This is a genomic window from Pseudoxanthomonas daejeonensis (assembly GCF_022637495.1).
In the GTDB taxonomy this organism is placed as follows: Bacteria; Pseudomonadota; Gammaproteobacteria; order Xanthomonadales; family Xanthomonadaceae; genus Pseudoxanthomonas; species Pseudoxanthomonas daejeonensis.
The window spans coordinates 858,626-876,919 of the sequence record NZ_CP093331.1; the positions used below are offsets into that span (position 1 = coordinate 858,626).

The 18,294-nt window shown below is 70.5% G+C and carries 13 protein-coding genes; 5 read left to right on the forward strand and 8 right to left on the reverse strand.

All coding sequences use genetic code 11. The annotated features are described in order from the left end of the window. Positions 1 to 50: 50 nt before the first annotated feature. A complete protein-coding gene (locus MNQ95_RS03965; RefSeq protein ID WP_241953878.1) occupies positions 51 to 989 on the forward strand; it encodes an LpxL/LpxP family Kdo(2)-lipid IV(A) lauroyl/palmitoleoyl acyltransferase in 939 nt (312 codons plus the stop codon). Here the strand turns inward: MNQ95_RS03965 and MNQ95_RS03970 are convergent. The 5 genes from MNQ95_RS03970 to MNQ95_RS03990 form a co-directional block, all read right to left on the reverse strand. After that, positions 959 to 2,293, reverse strand: coding sequence for an O-antigen ligase family protein (locus MNQ95_RS03970; RefSeq protein ID WP_241953879.1), 1,335 nt, complete (start codon positions 2,291 to 2,293; stop codon positions 959 to 961). The two genes, MNQ95_RS03965 and MNQ95_RS03970, sit on opposite strands and share 31 nt — an antisense overlap. After that, on the reverse strand, positions 2,274 to 3,392 hold the full coding sequence (locus tag MNQ95_RS03975; protein WP_241953880.1) for a glycosyltransferase: 1,119 nt from the start codon (positions 3,390 to 3,392) through the stop codon (positions 2,274 to 2,276). Before MNQ95_RS03975 ends, MNQ95_RS03970 begins: the two co-directional genes overlap by 20 nt. Positions 3,393 to 3,423: 31 nt before the next feature. Then, a complete protein-coding gene (locus MNQ95_RS03980; RefSeq protein ID WP_162409794.1) occupies positions 3,424 to 3,621 on the reverse strand; it encodes a zinc-finger domain-containing protein in 198 nt (65 codons plus the stop codon). A 182-nt stretch (positions 3,622 to 3,803) separates the two neighbouring features. Continuing rightward, the gene (locus tag MNQ95_RS03985; protein ID WP_241953881.1) at positions 3,804 to 4,388 is read right to left on the reverse strand and encodes a YceI family protein; all 585 of its coding nucleotides are present in this window, start codon (positions 4,386 to 4,388) and stop codon (positions 3,804 to 3,806) included. 59 nt (positions 4,389 to 4,447) lie between these two features. Continuing rightward, the gene (locus MNQ95_RS03990; RefSeq protein ID WP_241953882.1) at positions 4,448 to 5,035 is read right to left on the reverse strand and encodes a malonic semialdehyde reductase; all 588 of its coding nucleotides are present in this window, start codon (positions 5,033 to 5,035) and stop codon (positions 4,448 to 4,450) included. 110 nt (positions 5,036 to 5,145) lie between these two features. Between MNQ95_RS03990 and MNQ95_RS03995 the strand changes: the two genes are divergently transcribed. Further along, positions 5,146 to 6,138 (forward strand): mitochondrial fission ELM1 family protein, encoded by a 993-nt coding sequence (locus MNQ95_RS03995; protein WP_241953883.1) that lies wholly within the window; start codon positions 5,146 to 5,148, stop codon positions 6,136 to 6,138. Positions 6,139 to 6,141: 3 nt separating this feature from the next. On the opposite strand, the gene glnE is transcribed toward MNQ95_RS03995, so the two are convergent. The 3 genes from glnE to MNQ95_RS04010 all read right to left on the reverse strand — a co-directional run bounded on the left by glnE (position 6,142) and on the right by MNQ95_RS04010 (position 12,684). Beyond that, positions 6,142 to 8,982: a bifunctional [glutamate--ammonia ligase]-adenylyl-L-tyrosine phosphorylase/[glutamate--ammonia-ligase] adenylyltransferase gene (gene glnE / locus MNQ95_RS04000; protein ID WP_241953884.1), complete on the reverse strand. Its 2,841-nt coding sequence runs from the start codon at positions 8,980 to 8,982 to the stop codon at positions 6,142 to 6,144. Positions 8,983 to 9,269: 287 nt separating this feature from the next. Beyond that, the gene (locus tag MNQ95_RS04005) at positions 9,270 to 11,438 is read right to left on the reverse strand and encodes an AsmA family protein (RefSeq protein ID WP_241953885.1); all 2,169 of its coding nucleotides are present in this window, start codon (positions 11,436 to 11,438) and stop codon (positions 9,270 to 9,272) included. 172 nt (positions 11,439 to 11,610) lie between these two features. Then, positions 11,611 to 12,684, reverse strand: a complete 1,074-nt coding sequence (locus tag MNQ95_RS04010) for a 3-deoxy-7-phosphoheptulonate synthase (protein ID WP_241953886.1) — start codon at positions 12,682 to 12,684, stop codon at positions 11,611 to 11,613. Between the two features lie 349 nt (positions 12,685 to 13,033). Here MNQ95_RS04010 and MNQ95_RS04015 point away from each other — a divergent pair, with 349 nt between their 5' ends. The 3 genes from MNQ95_RS04015 to MNQ95_RS04025 all read left to right on the forward strand — a co-directional run bounded on the left by MNQ95_RS04015 (position 13,034) and on the right by MNQ95_RS04025 (position 18,097). Next, complete coding sequence (locus MNQ95_RS04015) at positions 13,034 to 13,642, forward strand: ECF-type sigma factor (protein ID WP_241953887.1); 609 nt, start codon at positions 13,034 to 13,036, stop codon at positions 13,640 to 13,642. Further along, positions 13,632 to 16,283, forward strand: coding sequence for a serine/threonine-protein kinase (locus MNQ95_RS04020; protein WP_241953888.1), 2,652 nt, complete (start codon positions 13,632 to 13,634; stop codon positions 16,281 to 16,283). The genes MNQ95_RS04015 and MNQ95_RS04020 overlap by 11 nt, the downstream gene beginning before the upstream one ends. 209 nt (positions 16,284 to 16,492) lie before the next feature. After that, positions 16,493 to 18,097 (forward strand): hypothetical protein, encoded by a 1,605-nt coding sequence (locus MNQ95_RS04025; RefSeq protein ID WP_241953889.1) that lies wholly within the window; start codon positions 16,493 to 16,495, stop codon positions 18,095 to 18,097. Positions 18,098 to 18,294: the final 197 nt, after the last annotated feature.

Here is an 18,294-nt window from a genome sequence, read left to right on the forward strand (position 1 = left end):
ATAGCCGAGCCGCTGGGCCGCCATCATGGATGAAGCCGTAGAATCGCCCCATGACCGCGCCCGACTCGCCGCCACCGCGTCCACCCTTCACGCCACGCCACTGGCCGATGTGGATCGGCCTGGGCGTGATGACCGCCGCCGCGCACCTGCCATGGCTGTGGCAAAGGGCGATCGGACGCGGCATCGGCTGGCTGGCCCTGCGCCTGGCCGGCACGCGCCGGCGCGCGGCCGAGGTGAACATCGACCTGTGCTTCCCCGAGCAGTCGCCCGCATGGCGCCGGCGCCTGCTGCACGACAGTTTCGACGCGCTGGGCATCGGCCTGTTCGAATTCGCGCGGGCCTGGTGGGGCAACGTGAAACCGATGCGGCAGGGCCTGCGCATCGAGGGGCTCGAGCACCTCCGCGCGCTGCAGGCCGAAGGCCGCGGCGTGCTGCTGGTGTCGGGCCACTTCATGACCCTGGAAATCTGCGGGCGGCTGATGTGCGAGCAAGTGCCGCTGGCCGGCATGTACCGCCGTCATCGCGATCCGGTGATGGAATGGGCGGTCAAGCGCGGCCGCCTGCGCTACGCCAGCGCGATGTTCGGCAATGGCGACATCCGTGGCGCGGTGCGCCACCTCAAGCGCGGCGGCTTCCTCTGGTACGCGCCGGACCAGGACATGCGTGGCAAGGACACGGTGTTCGCGCCGTTCTTCGGCATGCCCGCATCCACGATCACCGCGACCCACCAGCTCGCGCGGCTGACCGGCTGCGCGGTAGTGCCTTTCTTCCACCGTCGCGAAGGCGGGCGCTACATCCTGCGCGTGGCTGCCCCGCTGCCGGACTTCCCGAGCGAGGACGTGGTCGCCGACACCGGCCAGGTGAACGCCGCTATCGAGGCGATGGTGCGCGAGGCACCCGCGCAGTACCTGTGGATCCATCGCCGCTTCAAGCGCCAGCCGCAGGGCCGCAGCACCTACTACGAACGTCCTTCGACTCCGCCCGCGTAGACGCCTGCACGGCCGTACAGCGCCCCGGCATAGAGTCCGGCCAGCAACAGCACCAGCCCGCCCCAGAAGGTCGAGTAGAACGCCAGGTGGGTGTTGAGCGGGAACACCGTGACCGCCAGCGCCAGCAGCGCCGGACGCGCGCGATCCCGCGCTATCGGATCGGCCCTGCGCCAGCTGCGCCAGACCAGGCCGGCACCCGCCAGCCAGAGCAGCAGGCCGGACAGGCCGGTCTCGCTGAGCAGCTCCAGCACCAGCTGGTGCGCGTGGTAGGCCTCGCCGCCGCCCCAGGCCGGTGCCTGCGCCGGTGCCGGATCGCACTGCGGCCAGGCGACGCGGAAGCCGCGCACACCGACTCCGTTGAGCGGGTGCTCCCGTGCCATGCAGGCCGCGCCTTGCCAGATGCGGGCGCGTCCCGACAACGCGCCATCCACGCTGGACCCGTCCGCCTGCAGAGCCATCGTGGTCCGCGCCACGCGCTGTTGCAGCTGCGGCGACACCAGGTACAGCGCGGCGATGCCGAGCAGGCTAGCGGCGGCGAATGCAGACAGCCTGCGCGCACCCAGCGCTCGCCAGCCCGAGAACACCAGCACGAGCGCGTAGGTGAGCCAGGCCGCACGCGCGCCACCGAGCACGATCGCAATACCCAGCGCCAGCGCGGCGACGCACCAGCCCAACACGCCGGAACGACGCGATGCCGCCGACAGCAGGAACGGCGACAGGCTCGCCAGCACCAGCCCCAGCTTCAGGTTGCACGGGCCGAACACACCGCCCAGGCGGTCGGCGGCCAGGACTTCGGCGGCGCTGCAGAACGCCTCGCCGCCCAAGCCGCGCTTGAGCGCGTCGAGGCTCCAGAACAGCGGGCTGGCGCCCAGCAAGGCCTGCATCAACGCGTCCAGCGTCCATGCACCCACGATCAGCGCCAGGCCGGCGAACACGATCTTCCGCCCGCGCGCAGCGTGCACGGCGATCGCCACGCCCCACAGGAACGGCAGGTAGCGCAGGTCGGCGGCAACTTCCTTCAGCGCGCGCCCGCGATCGAGTGCGTCCGGCGCGGAGAGCAGCTCCGGCAGCCAGTACACCGCGAACAGCGCCGTCGCCAGCCACGCCGCGCTCCGGTCCAGCGGCAACACCCGGCGTCGTGCGATGGCGAACAGCAGTTGCGCCAGCAGCGCCATCGCACCGAGCGCGAGCACGCCTTCGGCCGGCCCGGGCAGCGGCCACAGCGCGACGAAGGCCAGCAACCACCAGGGCGTCCAGGCGAAAGCGCGCGCGTGCGTTGCGTCGTCAGCCGGCCAGTTCGGCATACGTCTCCAGGGTCGCCTGCTGCATCGCGTCCAGCGTGTAGGGAACGCCATCGGGCGGTTGCGGCGGGGCACGCAGCAGCGAGGCCGCCGTGGCAGCCAGGGCAGTGGCATCGAAGGGTGCGATCGCGCCCTGCGGCTGCAGGTGTTGCAGCAACTCGCCGACTCCGCCGTGCGCCCACCCCAGCACCGGCCTGCCGACCGACAGCGCCTCCACCACGGTGCGGCCGAAGGCCTCGGGTTTGCGCGAAAGCTGCAGCACCAGGTCGCAGGCCGCATAGGCCTCGGCGATCCGCGAGGTCGGTGCGGTGAACAGCGCCGCGTCGGCCACGCCCAGCTGGACGGCCTGGCTCCGGAGTTCGTCGAGGTAGGCTTCGCGCCCGGCTTCGCGCGCGCCGGGCAGCCACAGCCGCGCTTCAGGGAATGGCCCGGCGCGCAGCGCCGCCAGCAGTTGCAGCGCGTCGGCATGGCCTTTCAGGCGCGTACCGCGGCCGGGCAGCAGCAGCAGCGGACCATGGCCTGCGAGTGGCGGGTACTCGGCACCCAGTCGTGCGCGCGCCACATCGTCCGGATGCGGGCGGCGCGGGAACTGGGCCGGATCGATCCCGCGCGGAATCACCCGCAGCCGCGCGGGGTCGAGCTTGGGGTAATGCCGCAGCACGTAGTCGCGCACCGTGTCCGACACGCAGATCACGCGTTCGCCGCTGGCCATCACCGCGCTGTAGCGGCCCGGCGAGTTGAGTCCGTGCACCGTCGTGATCCAGCGCGGCCGCGTTGGCGTGGGCAACGTGGCCAGCGCCAGCCGCCCCAGCCATGCCGGCAGCCGCGAGCGCGCATGCACGATGTCCACCCGCTCGCGTTCGAACAGTGCACGCAATGCGGGCACGTGGCGCATCACGGCCAGCGACTTGCGGCCGATGTCCAGGGTCACGTGTTCGCCGCCGCATTCGCGCAGTGCCGGCAGCAACCGGCCGCCCGCCGAGACGACGATCGCGCGATGCCCGGCCGCGACCAGCGCGGCGGTGATTTCGAGGGTGGACCGCTCGACGCCGCCGGACTCGAGCGCCGGCAGCAGCTGGACCACGGTCAGGCGGCGTCGCACGGGGAGGCCGGCCTGCACGTAGGCGATGGCGTCAGTCGACCAGCTGGTAGATCGCGCCGCAGTACGGGCACTGGGCCTGGTGGCCCGGGTCGTCCTCAATGGGCAGGTACACGCGCGGATGCGAGTTCCACAGCGCCATCTCCGGCGTCGGGCAGCTCAGCGGCAGGTCGGCGCGGTGGACGGTGTAGCGCTTCTCGGCGTTGGCGGGCGCGTTGGCAGTGGTGGTCATGGCGGCTACTGGCGATGCGGAAGCAGGCGCCAATTCTAGCCGCCCGCCGCCCGGGCGGGGTCGGCGGACCGAAAATAGCCCTGCCCTGCACGACGCCGGGCAACAAAAAAACGCCGGCCCGTCGAAACGGGCCGGCGCGCTCGGCGGTGGGGAGGGAGACCCGCCGGCTTACCTGGCCAGACTTACTTGGCCTTCGGCACCGAGGCCTCGGTGGTGATGCGCAGGGTGACCTGGTCGCCGACATTGGGGACGTAGGCACCCACGCCGAACTCGGTGCGGCTGATCGTGGTGGTGGCATCGAAACCGATCGCCTTGGCCTTACTCATCGGATGCTCGCCGACCTTGTTCAGGGTCACGTCCAGCACCACGGGCCGGGTCACGTCCTTGATGGTCAGGTCACCGGTGACCTTGAGCTTGCCCTCGCCGGCGGACTCGACCTTGGTGCTCTTGAAGGTGGCGTTCGGGAACTTGGCCGCATCGAAGAAGTCCGCGCTGCGCAGGTGGTCGTTGAACTTGGCGCTGAAGCCCTCCAGCCCCGACAGCGGCAGGTTCACCACGACGCTGGACTTGCCGACATTGGCGGCGTCGTACACCAGCGTTCCCTCGACGTTGCCGAAGTTGGCGAACGGGTTGGAGAAGCCCATGTGGTTCCACTGGGCCAGCACGTTGGTGTGGGTAGGATCGAGCTTGTAGGTAACCGGCGCGGCGAAGACCGGGGCGACGGCGAAGGCAAGCAGGGCGGCGGCGGAAAGCAGGCGGATACGCATGGGAGGGCTCCTGGAAAGCATGATGGAAAGCAGTCGGGTGGGTCGTGGCAGCGCGCGCGTTACTCGATGCGCGCGGCCTCATCGAACGACAGGCGCGGGGAGCGCGGATAGATGCTGGCCGGATCGCCCTGGCCGAGGTTGACCAGAATGTCGGACCTGATGTTCGTGCCCGTGAAGAAGGCCTCGTCGACCTTGGCGTTGTCGAAGCCGGTCATCGGACCGGCGTCCAGGCCGAGCGCCCGCGCGGCGACGATCAGGTAGGCCGCCTGCAGCGAACTGTTGCGCAGCGAGGGCTTTTCGCGCCCTTCGCGCGGGCCGTCGAACCAGGCCTTGGCGTCGGCGTGCGGGAACAGGTACGGCAGCTTCTCGTGGAAATCCTCGTCACGGCCGATGATCACCGTCACCGGGGCGGCCATGGTCTTGGCGTAGTTGCCCTCGGCCAGGGTCGGGCCGAGCTTGGCCTTGGCTTCCGGGGATTTCACGAAGACCAGGCGCGCCGGCGTCGTGTTGGCCTGGGTCGGACCGAACTTCAGCAGGTCATAGAGCTGGCGCAGGGTGGCATCGCTGACCTCGCCGGTGAAAGCGTTATAGGTGCGGGCGGTGCGAAACAGCTGGTCGAGCGCGGCATCGTTCAGCGGGTGCGGCATTATCGGTCCTTGGGTCGGAGGGGCCGGTCGGTGAAACCCGGCCTTTCAGGCTGGGCGCCAGTGTAGACTGTTGCACCCATGGTTTTGTGAACCCATTCCGGAACGAATTGATGTCGTTTCCGCAACAAACCACCCTGATTTCCACCACCTGGCTGCTCACTGACGGGCATGCCGGCAACGTGCGCCAGGCCGAAGCGCTCGCCCGTGCGCTGGGCCAGTCAACCGCGGCACCGCCCCTGGAGCCGGCCGCACCTTGGCGCTGGCTCGCGCCCCGCCGATTGCCCGGTGACGAGCGTGCGTTCGGCCCTTCCTTCGCTGCCGCCCTGGCAGGCCACGCGCCATCGCTCGCCATCGGCTGCGGACGACAGGGGGCGCTGGCCACGCGCCTGTTGCGCGAACGCGGTGCGCGCACGGTGCAGATCCTCGACCCGCGCATAGATCCTCGGCACTGGGACCTGGTGGTCGCACCCGAACACGACGGGCTGCACGGGGCCAACGTCATCCCGTTGCTGGGTAGCCTCAATCCGGTGGACGATGCCTGGCTGGCCGAGGCGGCCTTGCGCTTCCCGTCGCTGCTGGCATTGCCACGCCCGCGCATCGTGCTGCTGGTCGGCGGGCCGACGCGGAACGCGCCGTGGACCGCAGCAGCGCTGGAAGCGGTCCTGCAGCGACTGCGCAAGCGCGTGCTTGCCGAAGGCGGAAGCCTGTTGGCCACCGCTTCACGACGCACGCCCACGGCGGCCCTGGAGCTGTTGCGCCGGCAGCTGCGCGACGTGCCCGGCCTGCTGTGGGAAGGCAGTGGAACCAATCCGTACCCGGGGATGCTGGCATGCGCGGACCAGCTGGTCTGCACGCCCGACTCGGTGAACATGCTGTCCGAAGCCTGCGCGACGGACTTGCCGGTGCAGGTTCTCGAAGCCGCGCGAGCGAAGGGCCGGACCGCCGCTTTCCTCGCCTCGCTGCAGGGCCGTGGCCGGATCGCCACGATGGATGCAGGCCCGGACCACCCGCGCGTCGCTCCGCTGCGCGAAACCGCACGGGTGGCCGCGGAAGTCGCCCGCCGGCTCGGCCTCGATTCCGGTCGACCCGCCACGCCACGCTGATCGCTACCGGCCCACTCCCGGCGGATCGAACCCCAGGCCGTGTCGCTCCACCACGCGCCCGATGTCGGCGCGTGCCACGGTGATCGCTTCGGTTTCCGTCGCCAGCCGCGGCCTGCGATCCAGCGTGCAGGCCAAGCCGGCCTCCAGCAGCACCGCATGCGCGCGATGCAGGGCGTTCGCATCCTCGCCGTCGAGCCAGCCACAGCCGGCAAGCGCATCCAGCAGGCCTGGCGTGTCACGCGGTTCCAGCAGCGCGGCGACGTCCACCGAACCCGCCAGCACGCCGAACTGCAGCAGGAATTCCAGATCGACCAGCCCGCCCGCGCCCTGCTTGAGGTCGAACCGCGCCGCGTCGCTGCGGTCCAGCTCGGCACGCATGCGCTGGCGCATCTGGCCGACGTCGCCCGCCAGTACCGCGACGTCGCGCGTCTGGCCCAGCGTGCGTGCGCGTACCTGGCCGAAGTCCGCGCACAGCGACGCATCGCCGGCGACCTGCCGCGCACGCACAAGGGCCTGGTGCTCCCAGGTCCATGCACGCTGCAGCTGATAATCCGCGTAGCTGGCCAGCGAGGAAACCAGCAGGCTCTTGCCGCCATCCGGGCGCAGGCGCATGTCGGTCTCGTACAGGCGACCGGCACTGGTCACCGCACCGAGCAACGCGACGATCTTTTGCGCCAGGCGCGCGTACCAGCGCGCCGGTTCCAGCGGTCGCTTCCCGTCCGACATCGCCGCCGGATCGGCGTCGTACAGGAACACCAGGTCCAGGTCGGAGCCGAAGCCCAGCTCCCTGCCGCCCAGGCTGCCGTAGCCGACGATGGCAAAACGCCCCCCCGGCATCGCGCCATGCGCGTGGGTGACTTCGGCATCGGCCATGCCCAGCACTTCGAGGACGACCGCATCGGCCAATGTCGCCAGCTGGCGCGCACTGTCCTCGGCGGGCTGGCGCCGGTCCAGGGTCGCCAGGGCGATGCGGAAACTCAGCGCCAGGCGTACTTCGTTGAGCGCGCGCAGCGCCGCTTCCGGATCGTCGCCCTGGGCCTGCACCGCGCCGGCGCAGGCCGCACGCATCGCCGCGGCATCGGGCATCGCGCCGGCCACCCGCGTGTCGAGCAGTTCGTCGAGCAGCAGCGGATAGGCGGCGATGCGCTCGGCCAGCAAGGCACTGCGTGCGAGCACGTCGACCAGGCGGGCCAGCGCACTGGGTTGTTCGTCGAGCAGGGCCAGGTAGCTCGCCCTGCGCAGGATCGCCTGCAACAGGCCGAGCAACCGCCGCAGGGCGGCGTCGGGTTGCGCCGAGCGGGCGGCCGCACCGAGCAAAGCGGGCACCACCCGGTCCAGCCGCGCACGCGCCGCATCGGACAGGGCGCGCACGCCGTTGCCACGGGCGAAGTCGCGCAGCGAGGCGTCGGCCGCGGCCGCATCGCCGAAGCCCGAATCGGCCAGCACCTGCGGCTCACCGCCCTCGGGCAGCGCGCGCCAGTAGCTTTCAAGCGCATCGGGCGCCGCTTCGCCACGCCGCGGCACGAGCAGCGCGTCGAACTCCGCCGACACGCCGGCGCGGCACTGCGCCAGGTCCTGCCGTAGCGCATCCCAGCCCGCGTAATCGAGGGCCCGCGCCAGGCGCTGGCGATCCTCGTCGCTGCCGGGCAGCGCGTGGGTCTGCGCGTCGCGCAGCATCTGCACCCGGTTCTCGAGCCGGCGCAGGAAACGGTAGGCCCGGGCGAGGTTGAGCCCGTGCTCGGGTGCGACCTGCCCGGCGTCCACCAGCGCCTGCAGCGCCGGCAGCAACTGGCGTCCGCGCAGCGAAGACTCGCGCCCGCCGCGGATCAGCTGCAGCGACTGCACCAGGAATTCGATCTCGCGGATGCCGCCGGGGCCGCGCTTGAGGTCGTCGGCCATGTCGCGGCGCTGCATCTCGGCCACGATCGCGGCCTTCATCGTGCGCAGTCCGTCCAGTGCGGTGTAGTCGAGATAGCGGCGGTAGATGAAGGGCCGCAGCGTCTCCAGCCAGGCCTCGCCGGCGGCGATGTCGCCCGCCACCGTGCGCGCCTTGAGCCAGGCGTAGCGCTCCCAGTCGCGGCCTTCGCGCTGGAAGTACTGGTCCATCGCCGCGAACGACCACGCCACCCGGCCGGCGTTGCCGAAGGGCCGCAGGCGCAGGTCGACGCGATGACAGAAGCCGTCGGCGGTCATTTCGTCGAGCAGCTTGGCCAGGCGCTGCCCGAGCCGCGCGAAGTAGTCCTCCGCGGCCAGCGCGCGACGGCCATCGGATTCGCCATCGTGGGGATAGGCGTAGACCAGGTCGACGTCGGATGAAAAATTCAGCTCGGCGCCGCCCAGCTTGCCCAGGCCGAAAACGACCAGTCTCTGCGCGGTACCACCGGTATCGCGGACCACACCATGGCGTTCGGCGAACTCGCCCTCGACCGCCTCCAGCGCCAGGCGCAGGCAATCCTCTGCCAGCCGCGTGCTGCCGGCCAGGGTGGCGTCGACATCGTCCAGGCCCAGCACGTCGCGCCAGACCAGACGCGTGGACATGGCAGTCCGGTACTGGCGCAGCTGCGCCGGCCAGTCCGGCGGCCGTGCAGGATCGAGGACCGGCTCGGGGAGCGGGCCAGGATCGGCCTGCGAAAGATGCTCCAGCAGCGCCGGCTGGCGGCGCAGGGTCTCGATCGCGAAATCGCTGGCCAGCGCCACGCGTGCCACGCGCTCGCGCAGGCCCGGCATTTCGAGCAGGGCGCCGTGGCGCGGCGAGGAGGCCGCCAGCGTCGCCAGCGCGCGGGCGCCGATGCGCTCGCGGACATCGGAAGGCGGGTCGGGCGTGGGTCCGGGCGGCGTACTCATCGCCGCGATTGTGGCATGCAGCCCCGGCGTCTCCGGGCACCCGGCCAGCTTCCGGAAAGGCCCCTTGCCGGGGCGCGGGCAAAAAAAAGCCCGCTTGCAGCGAACTGCCAGCGGGCCTGCTCCCTCCCCCACGTCGGGATGCGGGACCATCGTGAAGGACTCGTTAGATGCATTGCACGCTGCACTGCAAAACAGCACCGGCAGGTTCAATTTCTGCGGTTTTTCCCCTTAAAACTGAATAGGCACAATCCGCAAATTGACACCGGTGACAGGGCGTTCGAACGGGGTCACTGGAGCAGGTGCGGCTGCGCGTCGAACCATTCCCGGGCACGAATCAGGTGCATCTCGCGCTGGCCGTTCCGAAGGTCGACGCCGGCCGAAAGCAGGCCCGAACGCGCGAACAGCTGCCCCTTCCGTTCGCCGCCGGCCAATCGCAGCCGCGCCATGACCTCGTAGCGGTCATTGCTGGCGTGCACCCTGTCCAGTACCAGCGCCTCGTCCTGCCAGTGCACGCGGGCGCGGGCCTGGACCTGCCCGGAATCGACCAGCCGGTCCATCCAGCGCGGGTAACTGCGCCCGCTGCCGAACAGGTCGATCAGGAAGCCCACGTCGCGCGCCTGCACTTCGACCTTGCCGGATACCGAACTGGATGCGGCCAGATCGATCCGCGCACTGGGCAGGTCGACCTTGGTCCACCAGCCCGTGCGCGACTGCCCGTCCGCATTGCGGAAGCTCACGTTGTGCAGCCGCACCTGGCTGCCATCGAGGTCGAACTGGCGTTGCTGCAGATCGGCACGTTGCAGGCGCGCATCCAGTTCGACATCGCCCTTCAACGCATGCCCGCCCATCGACATCCGCGCGCCGTGCCCCTGCACGCTGACCACGCCATGGCCGATCCCGCCGCTGCCATCCAGCTTCAGATCCGCGCTGGCGGTTCCACTGCCGCCATCGATGCGCATCTGCTCGGACAGGAACCGGTTGTAGACCCGCAGGTCCGGCACCTGCGCGCCGGTGAAACGCAGGTGCGCGGTGGTCGCGCCCAGCGCCTCCCCGCGCGCGGGCATGCCGTCGACGGTCAGGTCCAGCTGCAGGTCGGTGCCCTTGGCGTACGGAGCCGCCGCAGGACCGCCCGCGATCGAATACCCATCCAGGTGCACGGCCAGCTGGGTCTGCAGCGTGCCTTCGGCTGAAGTGACCAGGTCGGCACGGACGCGACCCTGGCCGCTGATCTGGTTGTCCATGACCGTGGCCGCCACCGCGACCTGCGGCAACTCGATGTGGCTGCCCGGCGCCGGCCGGCCCTCGTCCAGGCGCAGGTCGGCGATCAGGTCGCCGGAACCGTCCAGCCTTAACCACGGCGGCGCGTTGAACATCGTCGTGACCCACGCCAGCGACGGGAAGTGCCAGTGCCCCACCAGGTGCCCCGAGGCACGTGGCAGCACGGAGAGCAATCCGTCCTGGGTCGGCAACTCGCGGCCCTGCAAGCGCAGCTCCGCGTCCAGGTCCAGGATGCCGCCCTCGCGCTGGGGTACCTGCAGTCGTAGCGCGATGTCCTGGTCCACGCTGGCCTGCACCTGCAGCGCGCCGCCCAGCGGCGCACCGGTCACGCCGACGCCGTGCATGGGCGCGGTCCAGCTCAACGTGCCGCCGGGCTGGAGCACGCCATCGCGCATTTCCAGTTGTGCATGCAGCTCGCCCCCGCCTGGCGTGGTGGTGATCCGGAACTTGCCTTGCGGGTCGAAGTAGCCGCGCAGCGAAGAACCCTTGCCATCGATCGACAGCGCGCCGTCGGTCAGCGCCAGCTTGCGCATGCCCGGCGCCTGCGCACGCGTGTGGCGCTTCATCGAGAAGCTGCCGTCCAGGCGCACGCCATCCAGCAGCTCGTCGCCGTCGGCGAGCAGGCGCACGCTGTCGAAATGGACCGACGAGGGCAGGATCTGCATCGCCCCGCCACGCAACTGCTTGGAGAACCCGAACACGGCCTGGCCGTCCCCCTCGAGCACGAGTTCGTCGAAGTGGCCACGCAGCACGTGGTCGGCCGCGATCCGGTCGAACAGGAGCGTCCATCCACCTTCGCGTGGCGGTGGCGGTTCGAGGTTGCGTGCGACATGCCGCGCACCGCCAGCCACGCCGGTGGCGGCTATCGACGGTACGCGAACCTCCTTGCGCAGCAACGGCCACAACGCCAGGCGCCCGCTGACGCGCTGCGCCTGCACGTCCCAGGAAAGCTTGCGGACCTGCCCCTGCAGGCGGACATCCCGCGCGATGACGTGACCGGGATAGAGCGTGAGCGCCCGACCCCACTGCGCCTGGAATTTCTCCGGCTTGCGGTTGGCCGCCCACGGGCCCAGTGGCGTGTTGAGGAACAGGTTGCCCAGCAGGAAATAGGCCCCGTAGGCGACCAGCAGCGTCCAGACCGTGCGCCGAAGCCAGCGTGGCCGATCGTTCCAGAACATCCGCCATCGGGTCCTGCCCTGGCGGGCCGTCTCCCGTACCGCTTCAAACGTCCAAGCGCGAGCTTCCATGGCCAACGACCTTTCTGCGGCAGGGCGTGTTCACGCTACCGCGAATGCAGGTGCTGCGCACATGCGTAGAACTACGCAGGCCGCCCCCGGCCTGCCGGCAGGCTCAGGCCGCCACGCCGCCGGCGCTGGCGCGCCGCACGCGCACTGCCTGCGCGAGCCGCTCGAGCACGCCCAGCGAACGCTCCCAGTCCAGGCAACCGTCGGTGATGCTCTGGCCGTAGGCGAGCACGCCGCCGTCGACCAGTTCCTGGCGGCCACCAACCAGATGGCTCTCGACCATGACTCCGATGATGCGCCGGTCGCCGCCTTCCACCTGGCGCGCGATGTCCTCGACCACGGCGGGCTGGTTGTCGGGATTCTTGCCGCTGTTGGCGTGGCTGGCATCGATCATCAGACGTGCCGGAAGGCCGGCCTTGGCGAGCGCGTCGCTGGCGGCCTGCACGCCGGCGGCGTCGTAGTTGGGTGCCTTGCCGCCGCGCAGGATCACGTGCCCGTCCGGGTTGCCGGCGGTGGCGGCGATCGCCGAACGCCCGTCCTTGGTCACCGCCAGGAAATGATGCGGATGCGATGCCGCCATGACCGCGTCGGCGGCGATGCGCACGTTGCCGTCGGTCCCGTTCTTGAAGCCGACCGGGCACGACAGTCCCGAGGCCATCTCGCGGTGGATCTGGCTCTCGGTGGTGCGCGCCCCGATCGCGCCCCAGGCGACGAGGTCGGCGATGTACTGCGGCGAGATCGTGTCCAGGTACTCGCAACCGGCGGGCAAACCGAGCAGGTTGATGTCGCGCAGCAGCGCGCGGCCGACATGCAGGCCCTTGTTGATGTTGAAGCTGCCGTCCAGGTCCGGATCGTTGATCAGGCCCTTCCAGCCCACGGTGGTGCGCGGCTTCTCGAAGTACACGCGCATCACGATCTCCAGCGCATCGCCAAGCGCGTCGCGCAACGGGCGCAGCCTGCGCGCGTACTCCATCGCCGCGACCGGGTCGTGGATCGAGCACGGGCCGATCACCACCGCGAGCCGGTCGTCCTCGCCGTGCAGGATGTGGTGCAGCGCGCGGCGCGCATCGGTGACGGTGTCGGAAGCCTCGTCGTTGCAGGGCAGCTCCGCGATCAGTTGCGCGGGGGAGACCAGCGCGTCGATGCGCCGGATGCGCAGGTCGTCGGTATGGGGGGCCATGGGGGAATGCTCCTGGGGGCTTGTCTCGTTTCCCGCCGGAGACTGGCGACAAAAAAAACCGCCAGGGTCTCTGGCGGCTTTCAGGGGTGTGTTCTGTGGATCGAATTTCAGAACGCGCGTACCCCTTCCTCCGCCTGTGGCTTCGGAAAGTAATACCAGAAATAAAAACGGGCGCGTTGCGTGTTCACGGCGCCATTGATAACAGCCGGTTCCGGGTGGCGCAACCGTTTCAGGGGCAACACAGGCGCCAACGCGGTCGTTCTTGGCTGCCGGGGCCGGCAGCGCCTGCTTGTGCCCGCCGGGCCAGCGCTGTAGCGTCCCGGCGGGGTCTTCGAGGCTGGGGCTGGACTTGTCCGATACCGACATCACGCGGTTGCTGGCGCTCGCCCGCGCAGGCGAACCGGCGCAGCTTGGCGCAGTGTTCGAGGCGTTGTACCCCGAGCTGAAGCGACTGGCGCATTCGCGCATGCGTGGCGGCGAGGCGACCTTCACGCCCACCGTGCTGGTGCACGAGCTGTTCCTGCGCATCACCCAGGGTGCGCCGCTGGCGGTGGCCGACCGCGACCATTTCTTCGCCGCATCGGCGCGGGCGATGCGCTGGATCCTGGTCGAGCACGCGCGCCAGCGGGCCACCGACAAGCGCGGCGGCGGCCAGGTGATGGTCGCGCTGGACGAGGAGCTGGCCGGGGTGCAGCCGGCGATCACCAACGTGCTGCTGCTGGACCAGGGTCTGGAGGCGCTCGAGGCGATCAGCCCGCAGCGGCGCCGGATCGTCGAGATGCGCTACTTCGCCGGCATGGAGTTTGGCGAGATCGCGCGCCTGCTGGAGTGCTCGGACCGCACCGTCTACCGCGAGTGGGAGCGGGCCCGGGCCTTCCTGCAGGCCCTGTTCGAGGAACGGCCAGGCGATGACGATGGCGATGACGGGAATGATGGCGGGGATGGCGATGGACGCTGAAACACTGGCCTACTGGCGCACGGCCGACGCATTGTTCGACCAGTGGCTCGACCTGCCTGCCGGCGAACGCGAGGCCTGGCTCGCGGCGCAGTCGCCCGAGGCGCCGGTGCGGAACCGGCTCGAGCGCCTGGTCGCGGCGCACCTGCGGCCGGACGTCTCACTGGATCCGCTCGGCCACGGTCTGTCCGGCTGCCAGCTCGGCGACTGGACCCTGGAGGACGAACTCGGCCGCGGCGGGATGGCGGTGGTCTACCGCGCGCAGCGCGAACGCGGCATGGCCCGCCAGCACGCGGCGATCAAGATCCTGACCCTGGGCGCGATCGGCGCCAACGGCCGCGAACGCTTCCACCGCGAAGCGGCGATCCTCGCCCGCCTCGACCATCCCGGGATCACCCCGCTGGTCGACTCGGGCACCACCGCCGACGGCACCTGCTGGCTGGCGATGGCGCTGGTCCAGGGCGAGCGCATCGACGAGTGGTGCCGGGTCCGGTGCGCCGACGCGCATGCGGTGGTGCACCTGTACCTGCAGGTCTGCGAAGCGGTGGCCTGCGCGCACCGCCACCTGGTGGTCCACCGCGACCTCAAGCCGTCCAACGTGCTGGTCGACGGCGAGGGCCATGCGCGCCTGCTCGACTTCGGCATCGGCCAGTACGTGGACGCCGGTGGCGAGCGCACGCTCACCCTGTGGCGTGCGCTGACTCCGGGCTACGCCGCGCCCGAACAGCTGCGCGGCGATCCGCCCAGCACCGCGGTCGACATCTACGGCCTCGGCGCGCTGCTGCACCGTTTGCTGACCGGGCGCACGCCGCAGGCCATCACGCAAGGCGCGGACACCACCCGCCCCTCGCTGCTGGTGCGGGCCGCCGGCGATGCCTACCACCACCATTACGTGCCGCTGAAGAACGACCTGGACCGGGTCCTGCTCAAGGCCCTGGCCGAACAGCCCGACGAGCGCTATGCCACCGCGGAGGCGCTGGCCGACGACCTGCGCCGCTGGCTCGACGGCCTGCCTGTGCTGGCCCAGCCGCCGAAGCCGGCCTACCGCCTGCGCAAGTTCGTCGGCCGGCACAAGGCCGCGGTTGCCGCCGCCGGGGTGCTGGTGCTGGCGGTCGCCGGCGGCGTCGGCGCCACCTTGTGGCAGGCCGACATCGCCCGGGAGCATGCGGCCGAGGCGCTGGAACAGGCCGTCCTCGCCCGCCGCGAAGCGGAGAACGCGCGCCAGCGCGCGCACCGCGCCGAAGCCGTGCGCGACTTCCTCGGCAACATGTTCGTGAGCACGCGCGGCGGCGATGGCGGCGCGGCCCGCGTCGACGAGGTGATGGCGGCCACCGCCGCCGGCGCGCGCGGCGAGTACCTGGCCAAGGACCCGCAGGTCGCGGCCGACCTCCTGCTACTCACCGGCAGCGTGCGCTACAACCTGGACGATTACGTCCGCTCGCGCGAGGACCTCGAGCAGGCACTGCAGCTGCTTGCACCGCACGCGGACGGTTCGGCCGGTGAACTGGCGCGCGTGCACTGGGAACTCGGGCGCCACGCCAGGCGCGAAGGCGATGCCGCGGCGATGGCTTCGCATTACCGGCAGGCGGTGGCGTTCAACCAACGCTGGGACGCGCCGCCGAACGAGAGCCTGCGCGCGCGGATCTCGCTCGCCGAGGCGCTGCTGCAAAGCGACCGGCAGGGGGCCGAGCGGATGTTCCGCGCGCTGGTGGACGAGATCGCCGCCAGCGGGCTGAAGGATTCGATCCGCCATCTCAACGCGCTGAACGGCCTGTCCATCGCGCTTGCCGGCCCCGGCCAGGACCCGCGCCTGCGCCTGCCCGTGCAGGAGGAGCGGCTGCGCATCGCGCGCAAGGTCTACGGTCCCGACGACGGCGGCCTGGCCTTCACCCTGAGCGATGTGACCCACACCTACCGCGGCCTGGGCCTGCTGGACCAGGCCGAAGCGCTGGCCCGCGAGTCGATCGAAGTGGCCGACCGCAGCCTGCAGCGTCCGCTGATACTGCGGGCGATGACCCGCTGCAACCTCGGCCTGGTGCTGCAACAAGGTGGGCGCCATGAAGAATCGCTGCCCGTGTTCCGGCAAAGCGTGGCGATGCTGCGCGAACTGGACGATGACAGCCTGCCGGGCGAACGCTGCTCTTCCGGCCTGGCCTATGCCGCAGCGGCCGGCGCGCACGCGGCCGAGGCGTTGCAGGCACTGGCACGCAGCGACGAGTTGCTGACCCGCCACCGGCGCACGCGGCACGTGGATGCGGTGAAGGCCTGCGGCCTGCGCGCTTCGGTGCTGTTGCGCCGGGGCGATGCCGCCGCAGCCGGGCGGACCCTCTCGGGCTGCGCCCCCGCGGACGTGGAACAGGCGCCGGTTGCCTACCTGCAGGCACGCGCGGAATGGCTGCTGGTCACCGGCCAGACGGCTGCCGCCTCGGTGCTGCTGCGGGAACTGCGCGACCGGCAACCACCCGTGGATGGACAACGCGAGTGGATGCGTTCGTGGATGCTGTCGGCCCTGCTCACGCAACGCATGGAGGGCGGCGATGCCGTGGCGGCGCTGGCCTCGGGCCTGGGCAGCCACGCCACCCTCCCGGTACTGGCGCAGTGCCTGGCCCGGCCGGCCGAGGACAGCTGCCTCGCGCTTCCGTAAAGCGCGCTGCCGTAACCCGCCCGGGTTGCAACTCCCACGCCATCGTCCTGGTTCGCGCGCATTCGCCCTGGCCGAGCGAGCCGGTGATCGCGCACGGCCGGTCCGGCCCCCGGCGTGTCCGTCGCAGGCCCCTGTCAGTTGCCTGCCCTGGTTCGCGTGGATGGTGTGCCCACCCCGCCCCTGCGGGTAGGCACACCATCGGAGCCCGCATGAAACACCTCATCCACAGCGCCGCGGCCCTCGCCGTGACCGCCCTCGTCGCGGCGGGCCTGCTGGCCGCATGCACGCCCGGCGGCGCCGGCGGCGGTGCCGCCCCGGTCGACCTGGGCAGCTTCGACGACCCGCTCAAGGTCACCCCGACGCTGGACGCCGATCGCGCCGTCACCCAGGTCGTCGGCCTGGCTGGCGGGACCATCGCCGCCACCGCCGCCGACGGCACGGTCTTCACCCTCGCCATTCCCGCCGACTCGCTGCGCCAGGCCAGCCGCATCACCATGACCCCGGTGGCGAAGCTGGGCGGCCTCCCGTTCGGCGACGGCACCGACGTCACCGTGGACCTGCAACCGTCCGGGCTCGTCTTCGACGTGCCGGCTACGCTCACCATCGCGCCGGCCAAACCTATTCCCGCCGGCGAGCGGATCCTGTACGGCTACTCCGACGACCGGCTGGTGTTCGCCGAACCGGTGCTCGACGCCGGGGGCATCGCGATCGTGGTGCCGCACTTCAGCGGCTACGGCGCGGCCCGGGGGTTCCTGGGCGACGTGGAAGAAGCACGCAAGCGGATCGGTGGTTCGGCGGAGGAGCGGATCGGCAGCGAGATGCGGGCGGCCCTGCAGCAGGCTCACCAGGCCGAGCTGCGCGGCGAGCCCTTCCGGGGTTACTCCTACCTGCTCGACCCGTACTTCGAGCAATTCGAGCGTGAAGTGATCGAACCGCGCCTCGCGGCGGCCGGGCAGAGCTGCGCCGCCGGACGTTCGGCCATCTTCACCGTGCTCGGCTACCAGCGACAGCGCGCACTACTCGGCGACGAGGATGCCGGCTCGATGAGCGACATTTCCGACCTCCTGCAGGACGTGATGAGAAAGTGCATGGACGAGGAATACGAGATGTGCGTCAACGAGCACGTCGTCCATCGGCTCTACCCGAACTACCTGGGAGTCACCCGGACGCTGGAAATGCTCGACATCAGCAACGCCCCCCTTGTCGAGCACATGAAAAGGCAGGTGGAGAGCTGCATGCGCTTCGAACTGGACTTCAAGGTCCATACGAGGTTCGAGCTCGACACGCGCGCCCTCAACCAGAGCTACCTGTCGTTTGCCGAAAGCACCGAACTGTCCACGGAAATCGCCTCCAGCTTCGGCGGCGGGCTCTATCTCGACGGATACGAACCCTCCAGCGGGCCGATGCAGTCGCTCAAGCAGGTATACCGCCAGAAGGCCCCCGGCTGCGTCCCCGGGACCACATCGACCTGGACCGATACCGGCCATTTCCTCTCGATGTCATGGGTCGTGGATGCCCCCGACGACAAGCTGGGCAAGATCGAGTCCATCGAAGTCGAACTCGGCCTGCCGTCGCCGATGGTCACGATCTCCGGCATGTCCTGCGGTGGCGTCGCCGCACCCGCGGCGGCCGAACTCGCCGGCGCACCGGCCGCCTACCTGCTCAACCATGGCGACGGCTTCATACGCGACTGGAAAATCCACGGAAAGGGCGAAATCATCGCCACCGCCGAGTGGTCGAACATGAACGGGCTCAACGCCATGTCCTCGGTCGAAGACGTCGGTACCGCCACGCTGCGCCACACCCCGCGCTGATCCGGCGCCGCTCCGGAGGCGCGCTACGGTCGCCGCGGCATTCCTGCAACCGGTTCGCAGGGAACGGGCGGGCGGGTCCGCGCCCTCCGGAAACGCGCCGATCAGCATCGTCCTGTCAGTTGGCTTCACCCTTTCTCGTGGATGGCATGTCCGGGCGCGCACCGGGTCCGGCCAGGCCGCCGTCCGGCCCGTCTTTC